Origin of the sequence: Actinomyces sp. B33 (genome assembly GCF_028437565.1) — a bacterium.
GTDB lineage: Bacteria > Actinomycetota > Actinomycetes > Actinomycetales > Actinomycetaceae > Pauljensenia.
Genome location: NZ_JAMRYR010000002.1, coordinates 85,064 through 102,257, shown reverse-complemented (window position 1 = coordinate 102,257; position 17,194 = coordinate 85,064). Strand labels below are relative to the sequence as shown.

The window sequence follows — 17,194 nt, the reverse complement described above, 5'->3', positions numbered from 1 at the left end:
GATCTCAGCGCCTGCGCTTCTTCGCCTGAGCCCTGCGCTGCGCGCGATTGCCCGACGAGGATGCCTGGGCCCCCTCGGACTCGCCCGACGAGTAGTTCACACGCGTCGCCACCTTCTCCTGCCCGACCGTTCCCATGACGGACCGCGCGCGGGCGACGCTCTGGCGGGCGGCGGCCTTGGCCTCGGCGGCGGCCTGCGCATTCGCGACCTCCTCGACGCTCGGCCCGCCCGCGTCGGACTCGGGCGCCCCCGAGGGCGCCGGGGCAGGCGACTGCTCGGCCTGGGCGAGCGCCTGCTCGTAGGCTCGCTCGAACTGCTTGGCGTAGGAGAACACCTGCTGGACGGACTCCTCGCGGATGCGCTCCATCATCGCCTGGAACATCTGGGCGCCCTCGTCCTTGTACTCGACGAGCGGGTCGCGCTGGCCCATCGCCCGCAGGCCGATGCCCTCCTTGAGGTAATCCATCTCGTAGAGGTGCTCGCGCCACAGGCGGTCGACCGTCGAGATGACGACGCGGCGCTCGAGGGTGCGCATCGGCTCCTCGCCGAGCTGGCTCAGGGCCAGCGGATTGGCGTTCAGGCGCTCCTCGGTGTCGGCGTAGACGGAGTGGATGTCGCCGATGAGCTCGGTGAGCAGGTCGTCGCGCACGAGGGAGGACAGCCCACCGTGCTCGGCCGCCACCTCGTCGGCCGTCACCGACGGCGGGTAGTAGCCGCGCAGCGTGTCCCACAGGACGTCGAGATCCCACTCCCGGGCGCTCAGACCCGCGGTCTTCTCGTCGATGATGCCGGTGACGAGGGACGTCATGAAGACCCTCATCTGCGACTCGAGGTCCTCCCCCTCCAGGACGCGGCGGCGCTCGTCGTAGATCAGCTCGCGCTGGCCGGTCATGACGTCGTCGTACTTGAGGACGTTCTTGCGGACCTCGAAGTTGCGCCCCTCGACCTGGTGCTGGGCGGAGGCGATGGACCTGGAGACCATCTTGTTCTCCAGCGGCAGGTCCTCCGGGTAGGCGCCCGACGCCATGATGCGCTGGGCCATGCCGGAGTTGAACAGGCGCATGAGGTCGTCTTCCATCGACAGGTAGAAGCGGGACTCGCCCGGGTCGCCCTGGCGCCCCGAGCGGCCCCGGAGCTGGTTGTCGATGCGGCGGGACTCGTGTCGCTCGGACCCCAGGACGTACAGGCCCCCGAGTTCGCGGACCTCCTCGCGCTCGGCGGCGACGGCCGCGTCGGCCTCCTCCAGGGCTTTCGGCCACGCGGCGCGATACTCCTCCGGGTTCTCCTTCGGGTCGAGCCCCTGGGAGGCGAGGGTGGCCTGGGCGATGAACTCGGAGTTGCCGCCGAGCATGATGTCGGTGCCGCGCCCGGCCATGTTCGTGGCGACGGTGACGGCGCCCTTGCGGCCCGCCATGGCGACGACCGCGGCCTCGCGGGCGTGCTGCTTGGCGTTGAGGACCTGGTGGGGGATGCGGCGCTCCTTGAGCATCCGGCTGAGCAGCTCGGACTTCTCCACGGAGGCCGTGCCGACGAGGACGGGCTGGCCCGCGGCGTGGCGCTCGGCGATGTCGTCGACGATGGCCCGGAGCTTGCCGGCCTCGGTCGGGTAGACGAGGTCGGGCTGGTCCTTGCGGATCATCGGGCGGTTCGTCGGGATGGGGATGACGCCGATCTTGTAGGTGGAGGCGAATTCGGCGGCCTCGGTCTCGGCGGTGCCGGTCATGCCCGAGCGCGACCCCTCCGGGTAGAGGCGGAAGTAGTTCTGGAGGGTGATCGTCGCGAGCGTCTGGTTCTCGGCCTTGATCTCGACGCCCTCCTTGGCCTCGATGGCCTGGTGCATGCCATCGTTGTAGCGGCGCCCGGGCAGGACTCGACCGGTGTGCTCGTCGACGATGAGGACCTCGCCGGCGTCGACGATGTAGTCCTTGTCGCGGTGGAAGAGCTCCTTGGCCTTGATCGAGTTGTTGAGGAAGCCGATGAGGGGGGTGTTCGCCGCCTCGTAGAGGTTCTCGACGCCGAGCTGGTCCTCGACCTTGTCGATGCCGTCCTCGAGGACGCCGACGGTCTTCTTCTTCTCGTCGACCTCGTAGTCGACGTCGCGCTGGAGGAGCCGGGCGATCCGGGCGAACTCGGTGTACCAGCGGTTGATGTCCCCCGAGGCGGGGCCGGAGATGATCAGGGGGGTGCGGGCCTCGTCGATGAGGATCGAGTCGACCTCGTCGACGATGACGAAGTTGTGGCCGCGCTGGACCATGTCCTCGACGCGCTGGGCCATGTTGTCGCGCAGGTAGTCGAAGCCGAACTCGTTGTTCGTCCCGTAGGTGATGTCGGCGGCGTACTGGAGGCGCCGTTCGGCCGGGGTCTGGCCGACGAGGACGCAGCCGCACGTCAGGCCGAGGAAGCTGTAGACGCGCGCCATGATGTCGGACTGGTACTTGGCGAGGTAGTCGTTGACGGTGACGACGTGGACGCCGTCGCCGGTCAGGGCCCGCAGGTAGGAGGGCATGGTGGCGACGAGGGTCTTGCCCTCGCCGGTCTTCATCTCGGCGATGTTGCCCAGGTGCAGGGCGGCGCCGCCCATGACCTGGACGTGGAAGGGTCGCATGTGGAGGATGCGCCACGAGGCCTCGCGAACGGTGGCGAAGGCCTCGACCATGAGGTCGTCCAGGGTTTCCCCCTCGGCCAGTCGCGCCTTGAACTCGGCGGTCTTGGCCTGGAGCTCCTCGTCGGTGAGCGCTTCGAAGTCCTCTTGGAGCGCGTCGACCTGGGAGGCGATCTTGTCGAGCTTCTTGAGCGTGCGGCCCTCGCCGGCACGCAGGATCTTGTCGAACAGTGACACGGGCGCTCCTGACGTCATGGCCGGGGGGATCCCCGGGTGCGCTGAGGCGCACCCGCACAGTCTACGAATTTCCTCGCCGAGTCTCGACCCCGGGGCCGTTCGCCCATCGCATACGGCTCCCGGTCGCGCCGCCCCCGATGCCGCATCGGGCGGTTGCGGGGCTCGCCGCCTCGTCGACGGGCGGCGCCCCGGATCCGCGCGGGATCCGGGGCGCCGACGGGCCGCAGGGCGCGGGTCAGACCCGGGTCGTCGTGTTGAGGCGCAGGACGCCGTAGGTCCAGCCGTGGCGGTGGTAGACGACGCACGGCTGGTGGGTCTCCTTGTCGACGAAGAGGAAGAACGGGTGGCCGACCATCTCCATCTGGTCGAGGGCCTCGTCGACGGTCATCGGCTGGGCCTCGTGGACCTTCTGGCGCACGATGATCGGGGAGTCCCCGAGCTGCTCCTCGCGGGCCTCGCCGACTTTGAGGTCCTCGGCCGAGCGCAGGGGCGGGGCCTCCTCCTCGGCGGCCTCGGGGGCGGCGTCGACCTGCTCGACGATCTCGAGGTCGTCGAGGTCGCGGGGGTAGCGGCGGCGGTGGTCCTTGGCACGGTCGTGCATGCGGCGCAGACGTTCGAAGAGCTTGCCGGCGGCGATGTCGACCGCGGCGTAGCGGTCGGCGGACTCGGCTTCGGCCCGGATGATCGGCCCCTTGCCGTAGACGGTGATCTCGATGCGCTCGGCGGTGTCGGCCTGACGGGGGTTGCGCTCATGGGTCAGTTCCACGTCGACGCGTTGGGCGCGGGGGTAGAACTGAGTGATCTTCGCGGTCTTCTCTTCGACGTATTCGCGGAAATTCGGGTGAATCTCGGCGTTGCGTGCGACGACGGTGATGTCCATGGTGTTCCTCCAAGGATGTCGGCGGGGCTGGCCCGCGGTAGTGGTCGTCCGGCGCCTCATCGCCCCGGACCGTGCTCTGGGCTATCACCTCCTGCCGAGCGGGCGTCCGGATCGGTCGTGACCCGCGTCCCGTCTTGTGTGACCCATAGCATAGTCGAGATCGGCCTGGTCGGCAGGGGTTCCGAACGGGGCCCGGCCTCGGGCGCCGGAGGCGTCCCCGTGTCCGCGGAGGCCTGCGGATCGCCGATCGTGCCCGGCGGCCGCGTCCTCCCGGGGCCGCCGTTCGCCGTCGTGCGCGTGCGCCCCGCCGGGCGAGCGGCTCTAGGCCCGGGCCATCGCGGCCATCGATACGGCGGCGGGCATGAGGCGGATCATCTCCCGGGCGGTGGCGCCGGTGGTGACGACGTCGTCGACGAGGACGACGGGGACGCCGGCCGGAGGGACGACGAGCGCCGCCATCGCGCCCTCGCGGCCTCCCCTGCGGTCCGCCGAGCCGCGTCCGGACTGGGAGCGAGCCCCGGGGCGCAGGACGAGGGCGTCGACGACCCTCACCCGCGCGGGGCCGAAAGACCGCGGCCCTCCCGCCGCATCGGCCAGTGCCCGGCCCACGGCCCGAGCCAGCCGGGGGACGACGGGTCGTCCGAGCAGGCGGCGCGCCCAGCTCGACGGCGCGGGCACCACCCAGACCTCCGGCGCCCCGTCCGCCGCCCCCGATTCGCGCAGGCCGTCGGCCACGGCGGCGCCGAGCGCCCCGCCGGCCCGGTCGAGGACGGGCCCGGGGTCGAAGCGCTCGGCGTGCTTCACGGCCAGGACGATGCCGCGCAGCGCCCCGTCGTAGGGGCCCAGGGCCACGAGCGGCACCCCGTCGACGTCCCCGGCTCCGACGGCCCGGCCGCACGCCCCGATGCACTGCGGGCACAGCCTCTGGTCCCACGCGCCGCAGCCGGCGCACTGCACCGGCCACAGGGCGTCCGCGAGCGCGGTCAGCGCGCCACCACTCATGGGGCGAGTGTGCGCGGGGCCGCCCCGCGTCCGCCATCCGCCGACGGACTCCTGTGGACCGGGCTCCTGAGAGTTCCCGGGGCGCGGTCCGCCCGGCGCCTCCTCCGGGCCGGCGCCGCCGGGGTCCTCGCGGCGCTCAGCCGGCGTGGCGCACGGCCCTCACGGCGGGGGCGAGGACCTGCCACAGGGCGCCCGATCGGCAGGCGCCGCGCCCCTCGGAGGTCGTCATGCACGGGGCTCCGGGGCCCGCGCCCGCGCTCAACGACACGGCCTCCGAGGGCAGGGGGGACGACGACGCGAGCCCGCCCAGGTCGATCGACGTGATCGTCTGCTCGGCCTGCTCGCCGACCCGACGGGAGGCGACGACGATGACGTCCCCGCCGGCCCACGACGCGTCGATCGTCGTGCCGAGCGGCGGGGCCGCCTCCTCCATCGAGGTCAGGGCGACCGGCCTGCCGGAGGCGTCCCGCTCGACGGTGGCGACGAGCAGCGCCGACTGATCTGCTCCGCCGGTGACGACGAGGGCGCGCGCCCCATCCGGGGAGATGCGCACCAGCCGGGGGTCGACGCCGCCCTCGGAGGGGACCGGGAGCGGCTCGGACTCGGGCGAGGCGGCGACGATGCCGGACTCCCCGACGGCCCACACCCATCCGAATCGATCGATGGAGGCCGCCGAGGAGGCGGGGATCCCGGGGACCTCGCGGACGGCGTCGGGCCCGTCGGCGATGCGGGTGATGACGAGGGTGTCGTCCTCGTTCCACGCGACGAGGTCGCGGCCGACGGGGGACAGGGCCGGCGAGGTCGCGGTCGGCGGAGGCGGGGTGTCGATCGGCAGGGGGGAGACGGCGGCGCCGGAGAGGACGCCGATCCCGTCATCGGTGAGGACGACGCGGGCGTCGAGGTCGTAGGCGGGGGGCTCGGGAAGGTCCTCGGTGCTGATCTGCTCGCCGCCGACCCGCAGGTCGACGGAGGTCACGGACGGGGCCTGGGTGAGGGTCTCGGCGATCTGCCAGGCGAGGAGCCGGCGCGAGGGCTCGTCGGCGGGGGCGGAGGCGTTGAGGACGACGCGCGCGGTGCGGTCGACGGTCTCGACTCCCTGGGAGGGGATCGTCGCCCCCCCGGGGATCGCGTTGACCACTCCCCCATCGAGGGCCTCGCGGGGCCCGTCGACGAGCCCGGCGAGGAGGTGGCCGGCGAGTCGGCGCGCGGGGTACCACCGGGGGTCGGCGACGAGGGCGTCGCCGGTGGTCGCGGGGAACCACAGGTTCGCCAGCTCGTAGGTCGACGTGAAGGAGGCCCGCGGGATGAGCAGTCCGTCCGGGGGCGCGTCGATCCTCCATTCGCCGCCCTCCCTGACGAGGTCGAAGGCCTGGTCGACCGACGAGCGCGGCGCGAGCGACATGACGCCGCGGGCGTCGACGCTGGCCAGGGCGGGGACGGTGACGGACACCGACGAGGAGTCCGGCGAGGGGACCCCGGTCTCGGCGATCCTCGGCGAGGAGTCGGCGTCGTAGACGACGATCTGCTCCTGGGGGTCCCAGGTCTGCGCCGAGGCGGCGGTGAGGAAGAGGCGGGCGGTCGCGAAGTCGTCGGTGGCGCCGGCCGCGCAGGCCAGGAGGAAGTCGCGCACGAGGGTCGTCGCGTCCGCTCCGGCGGCGGGGCCGTCCGCGGACAGCTGGATGGGGGCCGCGTCGGGGACGGACACGTCGAAGGGCTGGGGGGCCGAGGCCTGGGGCAGGGCGGTGCACCCGGCGAGGAGGAGGGCAACGCCGGCCAGGGCGGCGACGAGGCGGACGCTCCGGCGCATCAGTCCTCCTCCCACAGGCCCAGGGGCTGTTCCTCGATGGGGGCCCCGGCGACGCGCGGCAGCGTCATGAGGAAGGAGGCCCCCCGGCCGGGCTCCCCCCTGACGGCGAGGGTCCCCCCGTGGAGGGCGACGTCCTCGGTGGCGATGGCCAGTCCGAGCCCGGTGCCGCCGGTGGTCCTCACCCGGGAGGTGTCGGCGCGGTAGAAGCGGTCGAAGACGCGGGCGGCGACCTCGGGGGTCATGCCGACCCCGTGGTCGCGCACGCGCACGGCGACGGAGGTCGGGCCGACTCCCAGGTCGATGTCGACGGGCGTGGAGTCGGCGTGCTCGACGGCGTTGACGAGGAGGTTGCGCAGGACCCGTTCGATGCGCCTGGCGTCGATCTCGGCGGCGCAGCGCTCGCGAGGGGCGCGGACGCGCACGGGGACCCGGTTGCGCTCGGCGAGGTCGACGTGGGCGTCGACGACCTTGGCGACGAGGGGCCGCAGGTCGGTGACCTCCGGGTCGAGGAGGGCCGAGCGGGCGTCGTAGCGGGAGATCTCCAGGAGGTCGGCGAGCATGGACTCCATGCGCTCGGTCTGCTCGTGGAGGAGCTCGGCCGAGCGCTTGGCGCCGCCGTCGAGGCTGTCGCGGTTGTCCCAGATCACCGAGTCGGCCATGCGGATCGTCGTCAGGGGGGTGCGCAGTTCGTGGGAGACGTCGGAGACGAAGCGCTGCTGGAGCTGGGAGAGCTCGTCGTACTCGTTGATCTTCGACTGAAGGGAGGCGGCCATGTCGTTGAAGGCGCGCGACAGGTGGGCCATCTCGTCGGACCCGTCGGCGGGGACCCGGGCGGACAGATCGCCTGCGGAGATCTCCTGGGCGGCGGACGCGGTCCGGCGGACGGGGGCGAGGAGCCGGAAGAGCATCCAGGAGACCCCGACGGGCAGCCCGATGGCGACGGGGATCGCGGCGATCGCGAGGACGGAGAGGATCGTGTCGACCTGGGACTGGTCGGAGGCCAGCGAGTAGACGATGTAGAGCTCGTGGGCGCCGGCCCTGGGGAGGCGGACCTGCATGCCGACGAGGATCCCCGGCTCGGTCGCCGACGAGCCCGCGGACGCGGGGATGGCGATGGACTGCCATTGGGCGCCGCCCGATCCGACGACGGCTCGGCGCATCTCGTCGGAGACGACCCCGTCCATCGCCTGGTCGACGATCTGGTTGATCCGCAGGCTGGCGGTGGGGTCCTGCGAGCGCAGGAGGACGACGGAGACGGCGCCGGCGCCGGCGGCGGACGAGCGGATCGACGAGACGGTCTGCCGGGCAGCCTCCTGCACCTGGTCGGTCGTCGTCGCGGTCGATTGGTCGAAGAGGGACTGGGCGGCGGAGAAGCGCACGGACGCGTCGTCGAGGATCTGCTCGCGCCGGGACTCGAAGACCGAGGAGCGCAGGAGGGAGGAGGAGAGGAGGGCGAAGACGGTGCCGAGGACGACGAGGACGAGGCCGACGAGGATCGCGGCCCTCACCGACAGCGAGGACCGGACGGCCCGAGCCGGGCGGGAGGAGGCGGCGGACCGCCACAGCCTGCTCGACGCGATCCGATCGCGCAGGCGGTCGAGGGGGCCCGGGGGGGAGTCAGGACGCGGTTCCGGCACGGTAGCCGACTCCGCGGACGGTGACGACGAGCTCGGGCTTCTCCGGGTCGTGCTCGATCTTCGAGCGCAGCCGCTGGACGTGGACGTTGACGAGGCGCGTGTCGGCGGCGTGCCGGTAGCCCCACACTTTCTCCAGGAGCTCCTCGCGGCTGAACACCTTCCACGGGGCGCGCCCCAGGGCGACGAGGAGGTCGAACTCGAGGGGGGTCAGGGGGATGGGTGTGCCTTCCCGGCTGACGACGTGCCCGGGGACGTCGATGACGAGGTCGCCGAGCGCGATCCGCTCCTCGCCGGAGTCCTCGCGCCCGCGCAGCCGGGCGCGGACGCGGGCGACGAGCTCCTTGGGCTTGAACGGCTTGGGGACGTAGTCGTCGGCGCCGGCCTCGAGCCCGGCGACGACGTCGCTGGTGTCCGATCGGGCGGTGAGCATGACGACGGGCACGTCGGACTCGCGCCGGATCCGGCGGCACACCTCGATCCCGTCGAGTCCGGGCAGCATGAGGTCGAGGAGGACGAGGTCGGGCGCCAGGGAGCGGAACTCCTCAACCGCGTGGGCCCCATCGGAGCAGGTCGAGACCGCGTACCCCTCGGTCTCCAGGACGATCCCGATCATCTCTGCCAGGGCGACGTCGTCGTCGACGACGAGGATGCGCGCATTCATGTCACGATCGTGTCACGAGTCGGCCCCGGATGCACACGACTCGCGCGGCCCGGTGGATCCACACGCCCGTCGGGGGCTCGTCGACGGCCCCCGAACATGGCACGATGGGGGCGCTCGCCGTTTGAGGAGGACCGATGACCAACCCGATGGGGCCCAGTTCCCCGGATCAGCAGCCCGACCAGTGGGCGCCCCCCGGCGCCCCGACCGCGCCCCCCTCCCCCGTGGGCCCCGCGACCCCGCCTCCCCCGACTCCCGCGGGCCCCGGAGCCCCCCAGGCCCCGACCTCGTGGAGCGCCCCGGACCAGCCCGGGTGGACGACTCCCCCGCGTCCCGACGCGGTCGGCGGCGGACCCGCCCCGCGGGCCCCGCAGCCGGCCCCCGGGATCCCCGATCCGCGTGGATACGCGCCTCAGCCGGGCATCATCCCTCTGCGTCCTCTGGGCCTCGGCGAGCTCTTCGAGGGGACCTTCCGAGCGGTCCGCTCGAACCCCACGGTCCTCTTCGGCTTCTCCGTCGCCGTCATGGCGGTCGTCGCGGTCATCTCCGGGGTCGGCATGTTCCTCAGCTCCGACGCGCTCCTGATCGGCGGACTCGACGATCCGCAGGCCTCGATCGACGACGAACTGACCGCCGTCTCCTCCCAGATCGCCGGCCTGCTGACGACGTCGCTGCTGTCGTCCGCCGGGTCCTTCTTCGCCACCCTCCTGCTGTCGGGGGTCCTGTCCATCGCGGTCGCCGACGCCGTGCTCGGCCTCAAGCCGACGCTGGCCGAGGCGTGGTCGCGCTTCACGCCCCGGTTCCTCCCGCTGATCGGCGCGACGATCCTCGTCTCCCTGATCGGGACGATCGCCGTGCTCGTCGTCGGCGCGGTCCTCGTCGGCGTCGGGTTCCTCATCGCCAGCCAAATCATCGGCCTATCCGACGGCGGGGGCGGCATCGTCCTCGTCATCCTCATGGTCATCGTCTTCGTCGTCCTGGCGGTGGCCCCCTCCCTCTACCTCCAGATCCGCTTCCTCTACACGCCGATCACCGTCGTCCTGGAGGAGGCGGGCCCCGTCGAGGCCCTCAAGCGGTCGTGGGCGCTGACGCGCGGGGCCTTCTGGCGCACCGCCGGGCGCCTCCTCCTCATCATCGCCCTGACCGGGGCCGCCTCGGGCATCCTGTCGACGGGCACAGGCGTCATCACCGGGGTCGCCGCCGTCGCCCTGCCCCCCACGGTGTTCCTCCCCCTGTCGATGTCCCTGACGTTCCTCCTGACCTCCGTCATCATGCCGATCACCACCGCCTACCAGGTGCTGATGTACCTCGATCAGCGGTTCCTGTCGGAGAACCTCGCCCCCGCCCTGGCAGCGGCCGCCCAGGCGCGCCCATGACCCCGGCCGGCGCGCCCCTGACCCCCGACGACGACCAGGCCCGGTCCTGGCTGTCGGACGAGCTCGCGCGCCCGGAGTACTCCGAGGAGCTCAGCCCCCTGACCCGGGCGATCCGCCGCGTCCTCCAATACCTCGCCGACGTCCTCAGCGGCTCCGGCGACTGGAGGCCCCCCCTGGAGGTCGTCGTCCTCGCCCTCCTCGCCATCGCCCTCGTCGTCATCGTCGTCATCGTCGTGCGCAACCCGATCCGCGCGCGCAGGCGGGCCGCCGGCGCCGTCTTCGACGCCGAGACGACGGGCATCGTCGAGGCCCTCGGCGCCCTCGACTCCGCGCGCGAGGGGGCCCGGTGGGACGAGGCCTTCGTCTGGTCCTACCGGGTCCTCGTCCTGCGGCTCGCCGATGCGGGCCTCGTCCACGACGGCCCCGGCCTGACCGCCCACGAGGCCTCCGCCCACGCGGGCGCGCGCCTCCCGGGCCTGGCGGCCCCCCTGACCCGCGAAGCCGACGCCTTCGACGCGATCCGCTACGGCGACGCCGGGGCCTCCCCCGCCGACGTCGACCGGCTCTCCCGCCTGTCCGACGAGGTCATGACCGCCCTGGGGGCCCGCTCATGAGGGCCGCCGACGTCTCCATCGTCACGCCCACGGCGCGCACGCTCCTGGGGCGCGCCCGAGCGGGCCTGGCCATCGCCGCGATCGTCGTCGCCGCCTCGTTGGCGCTCCTCGTCCTCCCGCAGGCCTCCTACGACGACCGGGTCCTCGGGGCCGACAACAGGGGGCCCGAGGGCAGCAGGGCGCTCGTCAGCGTCCTCGAGGACCACGGCGTCGACGTCGAGGTCCTCGACGACGCCGCCGCCGTCGTCGATCGCGCCGACGAGGCGACGACCGTCGTCGTCGCCTTCCCGTCGCGCATGAGCCTGGAGATCGCCGACGCCATCGCCGGCCTCGACTCCCCGGTCGTCTACATCGGCACCGAGCAGCTCTACGGCGACGCGATCCCCGGGCTGCGCGCCGACATACTGTTCGACGAAGAGTCCGGGGCCCCCGTCGGCGCCTCGTGCGACGCGCCCGCGGCCCGGGCCGCCCGCACCCTGCCGGCCTCGACCTACGGGGTCGGGCCCGATGCGCGCGGCCTCGTCGACTCCCACTGGGACCTGTGCTTCCCGCAGGGGACCGACGTCGACGGGCTGGCGATGTACGGCTACGCCCAGAGCACCGGCGCCGGCCCGTCGCGCGCGGTCATCGCCGATTCGGCGATCGTGCGCAACCGGAGCATCCTCGACGAGGGATCGGCCGCCCTGGCTCTCCACGCCATCGGCGGCACCGACCGGGTGATCTGGTACGTCGCCGACTTCTCCGACTCCCTGTCGGAGGCCGCCGACGTCGACGCCCCCTGGACGATCCCCCTCCTCGTCCTCGGCTCGGCCGGGCTGATCCTCATCGGCGCCGCGCGCGGGCGCCGGCTCGGCAGGCTCGTCCCCGAGGAGCTGCCCGCCCACGTGCCGGCCGCCGAGACCCTCATCGGCAAGGCGCGCCTCCTGCGCCGGGCGAAGGCCCGCGGCCGCGCCGCCGACTCCCTGCGCGCCTCCTGCGCCGAACGACTGGCGCGCAGTCTGGGCGTCGCCCCCTCCGCCGACGCCAACGCCCTCGCCGGCGCCCTCGCCCGCGCCGGCGTCGAGCCCTCCCGCGCCCACGCCCTACTGTGGGGGCCCGCGCCCACGACCGATCGCGACCTCGTCGCCCTGATCCACGACCTCGACGACCTCGAGAAGGAGATCCGCCATGACTGAACCGACCCACGGCACGGGCCGCGCCCTGACCGACGACGAGCTCGCCACGCGCCAGAGCCTCATCGACGTGCGCGCCGAGATCGGCAAAGCCGTCGTCGGCCAGGACGGGGCCGTCACCGGCCTCATCATCGCGCTCGTCGCCGACGGCCACGCCCTCCTCGAAGGCGTCCCCGGCGTCGCCAAGACCCTCCTCGTGCGCACCCTCGCCACCGCCCTCGACATCGGGACGAACCGCATCCAGTTCACCCCCGACCTCATGCCCGCCGACATCACGGGATCCCTCGTGTGGGACGCGGGCTCGTCCTCCTTCGACTTCCGCCCCGGCCCGGTGTTCACCAACCTCGTCCTCGCCGACGAGATCAACCGCACGCCCCCCAAGACCCAGTCGGCCCTCCTGGAGGCGATGGAGGAGCACCAGGTGAGCGTCGACGGGCAGACGCACCGGCTCGCCGACCCCTTCATGGTCGTCGCGACCCAGAACCCCGTCGAGTACGAGGGCACCTACCCCCTGCCCGAGGCCCAGCTCGACCGGTTCCTCCTCAAGCTCGAGCTCCCCCTCCCCTCGCGCGAGGCCGAACTCGAGGTCGTCGCACGCCACCAGGGCGGGTTCGATCCAATGTCCCTGGGTGAGGCCGGGGTACGCGCCGTCGCCGGGCCCGAGCAGATCCTCGCGGCCCGGAGCGCCGCCCGCGCCGTCGAGGCCTCCCCCGCCGTCCTCTCCTACCTCGTCGACCTCGTGCGGGAGACCCGCTCCTCCCCGTCCGTCCGGCTCGGCGTCTCCCCGCGAGGAGCGACCGCGCTCCTGCGGGCCTCGCGCGTATGGGCGTTCCTCCAGGGGCGCGGCTTCGTCACCCCCGACGACGTCAAGGCGATGGCGCCCTCGACCCTCGCCCACCGACTGAGCCTGACCGCCGAGGCAGATCTCGAGGGCGTCACCGCGCGCGCCGTCGTCGAGGGGATCCTCGCCCGGGTCCCGGTGCCGCGCTGATGAGCATCTCGTGGCGCGTCGGCGCCCTCGCCCTGCTCGGAGCCCCCCTCGTCGTCGCCTTCCCCCACGTGAGGACCGCGTGGGCCTGGCTCGTGCTCGTCGCCGCCGTCTGCGCGCTCGACCTCGTCCTCGCGCCGAGCCCGCGCGGCCTGGGCGTGCGGCGCGAGGCCACCGGCCCGATCCGCGCCGACGAGACGGCCGAGTCCGTCCTCGTCGTGACGAACCCCCATCGGCGCGGCGTCCTCGTCGACGCCCGAGACGCCTGGCCCCCCTCCCTGCACCCCGAGCCCGGTCGGCACCGCCTGAGGATCGGCGCCGGGGGGAGCGCCCGCGCCGTCACCCTCCTGCGGCCCGAGCGCCGAGGGGTCCGCAGGGCCGACCACGTGACGCTGCGCGCGTGGGGGCCGCTGCGCCTGGCCGCCCGCCAGGTCTCCCTCGACGCCCCCCTGTCCCTCGCGGTCCTGCCGGCGTTCCGGGCGAGGCGCCTCCTCGCCTCCCGACTGGCCCGGCTCCACGAGCTCGAGGGGGCGTCGGCGACCGTCATGCGCGGGCCCGGCACCGAGTTCGACTCCCTGCGCGAGTACGTGCGCGGCGACGACCCGCGCGACATCGACTGGCGGGCGTCCGCCCGCTCCGACGGCCTCGTCGTGCGCACCTGGCGCCCCGAGCGCGACCGCCACGTCGTCATCGTCCTGGACTCGGGCCGCTGCGGAGCGGCGCTCCTGGGGGCTGGCGCCGACGACGGCGACGCCGACCGCATCGACCTGGGGGTCGCCCCCCGCCTGGACGCGGGGATCGAGGCGGGGCTGCTCCTAGGGGCCCTGGCGGATCGGGCCGGGGACCGCGTCCACCTCCTCGTCCTCGACCGCCGGGTCCGCGCCCGCGTGTCGGGCGCGCGCGGACCCGGGTTCCTCCAGGCGGCGGCCGACGCCCTCGTCGACATCTCCCCCGCCCTGGCCCCCCTCGACTGGAGCCTCGTCGTCGCCGAGGTGTCGCGCACGGTCCGCCACCGCGCCCTCGTCGTCCTCGCCACGGAAGTGCCCCCCGCGGGGGCCGACCCCGACTTCCTCGACGCCGTCGCCGCCCTGTCGGCGACCCACACGGTCGTCGTGGCCTCCGCTCAGGACCCGAGCACCGTCTCGGCCCTCGCCGGCCGCTCCGACGCCGACGAGGTGTACCTGGCGGCCGCGTCCTCCCGGGCCGCCCGCGAGGACGCGGCGGGCTGCGCCGACGCGTCGCGCTCCGGCGCGGTCGTCGTCGCCGCCGAGGCCGGGCTCCTGCCGGCGCGCACGGCCGACGCCTACATGCGGTTGAAGAAGGCCGGCCTGCTGTGAGACCGGCGCGGGGCCCGGACGGTCCCCGCCCGCCTCATCCGGCCACCGGGAGCGCGTAGCCGGCGTCGGCGTCGAGGTCCCCGTCCGCCCCGGCCTCCGCCGCGTAGGACCCGACGATGAGGATGTAGACCCACACGCCCAGGAGGACGAGGGAGCCCAGGCCGATCTTGACGATCGACGGCAGCCCGGACGGGGTGACGAACCCCTCGATGAGGCCGGAGACGAACAGGAGGATCACGCAGCCCACGCCGATCGTCGCCATCGCGCGCCCGGCCCGGGCCAGGGCCTCGATCCGGGGGACGGGTCCGGGGGCGACGAGCGCCCAGAACACGCGCAGCCCCGCGGCGCCGGCGATGAACACGGCCATGAGCTCGGGAAGCCCGTGCGGGAGGATGAAGCGGAAGAAGTGCCAGGGGCCCGCGTACTCGACGACGACGGCGGCGCTGGTGCCCAGGGACACGGCGTTGCGCATGAGGACGTAGAGCGGGTAGACGCCGGTGATGCCCCCGCCGACGCACTGCAGGGCGATCCACGCGTTGTTCGCCCACACGGACAGCCCGAACTCGGCGTTCGTGTCCTGGTGGTAGTAGGCGACGAAGTCGGTGTGCGCGTAGTTCTTCAGGGACTCCGGCGAGCCCATGGACGCGAGGACCCCGGGGGTGTGGATGACGTAGGCGGCCTGGGCGGCGGCGGCCAGGAGGAAGATCGCGGTGACGCCGATGATCCACCAGCGGATCGAGTACAGGGCGGCGGGCAGGCTCAGCCGGAAGAACCGCGAGATCGCGGCGGTCGACGCCCCCTGGGTGCCGGTCAGGCGGGCGCGGGCGGCGCCCAGGTCGCGCGACAGGAGGCGGATCGTGTCCGGGTCGGGCGAGGTCGTCCTGATGTCAGCGAGGTCGGCGGTGGTGCGCCGGTAGAGGAGGTCGAGTTCGTCGATCTGCTCGCCAGTCAGGGAGCGGGTCCGGGCGAGGTCGTGCAGGCGCGCCCACTGGGCGGCCCGCGAGGCTTTGAGCGCATCGATGTCCACGTCCGCTAGCGTGTCATACATGAGTGCCCCCGTCGCCCCGATCCGCCGGATCGACGCCGATTCGATCACGACCGGAGCCGCCGTCGAGCTCGACGTCCGGCCGGCCTCCCCCTTCCTGCGGGTGGCGGCCACCCTCGTCGACGTCTTCACCTCGGTGATGACGACCCTCCTGGCGGCCCTCATCGTCATCCCCGCCCTCGACCGCCCGTCCCAGTCGCTGGCTCGCGCCCTGGCCATCCTGACGTTCGCGACGATCGCGGTCGTCGTCCCGGTGTCCGTCGAGGCCTCGACGCGCGGGCGGTCGCTGGGCAAGTGGGCGTTCGGCCTGCGGGTGGTGCGCGACGACGGCGGGGTCGTCACCGTACGGCACTGCCTGGTCCGCGCCCTCGGGGGGATCCTCGAGATCTGGGTGTCCCTCGGGTCGATCGGGCTGACGGCGCTCATCGTCTCGCCGCGCGGCAAGCGCCTGGGCGATGTGGCGGCGGGCACGATGGTCGTCCCCGAGCCGCGGGGCAGGCGCCATCCGGTGATCCTCATGCCCCCGGACCTGGCGCCGTGGGCGCAGTCGGCGGTGGTCCTCGGGTGCCCGCCGGATCTTCAGTCGAGGGCCCTCGACTACCTGCGGTCGAACCGTCGGATGGCCCCGGCGATCCGCGAGCGGGCGGCGCGCGACCTGGCGGAGCGGATGCTCTCCTTCGTCGAGACCCCGCCTCCGGCCGGGGCGGACCCCGAGCGGCTCATCGCGGCGGTCCTCGTGATCCTGCGGGACCGCGAGTATTCTCGCGAGTCCGCCCGCCTCGAGGCGGCCAGTTCCAGGGCGTCCCGCGCGGTCCGCGCCCCCTTCGGCATCGGCGAGGGCGCCTGAGGGCCTCTCAGGGGGCCGCGGGGTCGGAGATCACGTGGAACCGGGCGCGCCGCTGGGCGTACGGGGATTGCGGATCGAGGGCGCTGCGGGTCTCCGGCTCGCCCGTCGCGCGCGCCGGTTGCGGCGCGGGGTCCGCGAAGGGCCCGAGGTCGGCGGCGCCCGGGGAGTGCGATGCTGCGGGACGACGGTCGGCGGGTCGCGCCTCCTGGGGGGCGTGGGCGGCTCGGCGCACGGCGTCGACGAGGGCCATGAGGTCGTCGCCGCTGGGCGGGGCCGGCTCGAAGCTCGTGGCGAGTCGGACGACCTGCCATCCGCGCGGGGCCGTCAGGTGCTCGGCGTGCTCGTCGCACAGGTCGTAGGCGTTCGGCTCGGCGCTCGTCGCCAGGGGGCCGAGGACGACGGTCGAGTCCCGGTAGTCGTAGGTCAGGGTCGCCACGGCGGAGCGGGAGCATCCGGGCTTGGAGCAGTGTCGGGCCGAAATCACCGTCCCACTGTACGCCCCGCGGGGCGGCGTCCGTGTGACCGGCGCCGTCGGGCCGCTAGGCTGGTGCGGTGCCGACGCCACTGCCCGCCCGACCCCGACGCGACCGCCACGGACGCGGCCCCCGGGGCCCGTTGTTCTTCCCCGGGACCCCGGCGCGGCGCACCCGGCGCGAGGCGTTCGACGAATCCGTCGCCTCCCTCATCGCCGAGCTCACCCGGATGTGGCCCGAGGTCGCGACCATCGAGTTCGCGACGGAGGACGTCCCCCCGTCGGACCCCGCCGCGTGGGAGTCCCATTCGTCGGTGCTCGCGAGGATCTTCCCCGCGGATCGGCGCAGGGGGCTGCGCGATCGGATCGTCGTCTACCGGCTGCCGATCGTCCTGCGCTCGGCGCCCGAGGAGGTCGAGGACGTCGTCCGCCGGGTAGTGGCCGACCGCGTCTCGCACCTCCTCGTCATCCCGCCCGACGAGCTCGACGACTTCCTCGCCTGATGCCGCCGCGGCGGCCG

At 73.6% G+C, this 17,194-nt stretch carries 15 protein-coding genes; 7 read left to right on the top strand and 8 right to left on the bottom strand.

Annotation, left to right across the window (positions count from 1 at the left end; translation table 11 throughout):
* Positions 1-4: 4 nt before the first annotated feature.
* The 6 genes from secA to mtrA form a co-directional block, all read right to left on the bottom strand.
* Positions 5-2,839, bottom strand: a complete 2,835-nt coding sequence (secA, locus tag M3T53_RS02940) for a preprotein translocase subunit SecA (protein WP_272432964.1) — start codon at positions 2,837-2,839, stop codon at positions 5-7.
* A gap of 235 nt (positions 2,840-3,074) precedes the next feature.
* Positions 3,075-3,719: a ribosome hibernation-promoting factor, HPF/YfiA family gene (hpf, locus tag M3T53_RS02935; RefSeq protein WP_272432963.1), complete on the bottom strand. Its 645-nt coding sequence runs from the start codon at positions 3,717-3,719 to the stop codon at positions 3,075-3,077.
* 321 nt (positions 3,720-4,040) lie between these two features.
* Positions 4,041-4,721 (bottom strand): ComF family protein, encoded by a 681-nt coding sequence (locus M3T53_RS02930; RefSeq protein WP_272432962.1) that lies wholly within the window; start codon positions 4,719-4,721, stop codon positions 4,041-4,043.
* 136 nt (positions 4,722-4,857) lie between these two features.
* Complete coding sequence (locus M3T53_RS02925; protein WP_272432961.1) at positions 4,858-6,528, bottom strand: LpqB family beta-propeller domain-containing protein; 1,671 nt, start codon at positions 6,526-6,528, stop codon at positions 4,858-4,860.
* Complete coding sequence (gene mtrB / locus M3T53_RS02920) at positions 6,528-8,165, bottom strand: MtrAB system histidine kinase MtrB (RefSeq protein ID WP_272432960.1); 1,638 nt, start codon at positions 8,163-8,165, stop codon at positions 6,528-6,530. Before mtrB ends, M3T53_RS02925 begins: the two co-directional genes overlap by 1 nt.
* Complete coding sequence (gene mtrA, locus M3T53_RS02915) at positions 8,146-8,826, bottom strand: MtrAB system response regulator MtrA (RefSeq protein ID WP_272432959.1); 681 nt, start codon at positions 8,824-8,826, stop codon at positions 8,146-8,148. The genes mtrB and mtrA overlap by 20 nt, the downstream gene beginning before the upstream one ends.
* 134 nt (positions 8,827-8,960) lie before the next feature.
* On the opposite strand from mtrA, the gene M3T53_RS02910 reads away from it, so the two are divergent.
* Genes M3T53_RS02910 through M3T53_RS02890 form a run of 5 tightly spaced genes read left to right on the top strand, consistent with a single transcriptional unit; the run spans position 8,961 to position 14,310 of the window.
* The gene (locus M3T53_RS02910; protein ID WP_272432958.1) at positions 8,961-10,199 is read left to right on the top strand and encodes a DUF975 family protein; all 1,239 of its coding nucleotides are present in this window, start codon (positions 8,961-8,963) and stop codon (positions 10,197-10,199) included.
* Positions 10,196-10,813 carry a DUF4129 domain-containing protein gene (locus M3T53_RS02905; RefSeq protein ID WP_272432957.1) on the top strand — a complete coding sequence of 206 codons (618 nt, stop codon included), beginning with the start codon at positions 10,196-10,198 and terminating at the stop codon, positions 10,811-10,813. The genes M3T53_RS02910 and M3T53_RS02905 overlap by 4 nt, the downstream gene beginning before the upstream one ends.
* Positions 10,810-11,988: a DUF4350 domain-containing protein gene (locus tag M3T53_RS02900; protein ID WP_272432956.1), complete on the top strand. Its 1,179-nt coding sequence runs from the start codon at positions 10,810-10,812 to the stop codon at positions 11,986-11,988. Before M3T53_RS02905 ends, M3T53_RS02900 begins: the two co-directional genes overlap by 4 nt.
* Positions 11,981-12,976: an AAA family ATPase gene (locus tag M3T53_RS02895; protein ID WP_272432955.1), complete on the top strand. Its 996-nt coding sequence runs from the start codon at positions 11,981-11,983 to the stop codon at positions 12,974-12,976. Before M3T53_RS02900 ends, M3T53_RS02895 begins: the two co-directional genes overlap by 8 nt.
* Positions 12,976-14,310, top strand: coding sequence for a DUF58 domain-containing protein (locus tag M3T53_RS02890; protein WP_272432954.1), 1,335 nt, complete (start codon positions 12,976-12,978; stop codon positions 14,308-14,310). Before M3T53_RS02895 ends, M3T53_RS02890 begins: the two co-directional genes overlap by 1 nt.
* A gap of 34 nt (positions 14,311-14,344) precedes the next feature.
* Here M3T53_RS02890 and M3T53_RS02885 read toward each other — a convergent pair whose 3' ends face one another.
* Positions 14,345-15,337 (bottom strand): stage II sporulation protein M, encoded by a 993-nt coding sequence (locus M3T53_RS02885; RefSeq protein ID WP_272432953.1) that lies wholly within the window; start codon positions 15,335-15,337, stop codon positions 14,345-14,347.
* A gap of 19 nt (positions 15,338-15,356) precedes the next feature.
* Here M3T53_RS02885 and M3T53_RS02880 point away from each other — a divergent pair, with 19 nt between their 5' ends.
* Positions 15,357-16,202, top strand: a complete 846-nt coding sequence (locus M3T53_RS02880; RefSeq protein ID WP_272432952.1) for an RDD family protein — start codon at positions 15,357-15,359, stop codon at positions 16,200-16,202.
* A gap of 7 nt (positions 16,203-16,209) precedes the next feature.
* Here the strand turns inward: M3T53_RS02880 and M3T53_RS02875 are convergent, their stop codons facing one another.
* Entirely contained in the window at positions 16,210-16,686 is a 477-nt protein-coding gene (locus M3T53_RS02875; protein WP_272432951.1) for a DUF3499 domain-containing protein, read from the bottom strand.
* 68 nt (positions 16,687-16,754) lie between these two features.
* Here M3T53_RS02875 and M3T53_RS02870 point away from each other — a divergent pair, with 68 nt between their 5' ends.
* Positions 16,755-17,177: a metallopeptidase family protein gene (locus M3T53_RS02870; protein ID WP_272432950.1), complete on the top strand. Its 423-nt coding sequence runs from the start codon at positions 16,755-16,757 to the stop codon at positions 17,175-17,177.
* Positions 17,178-17,194: the final 17 nt, after the last annotated feature.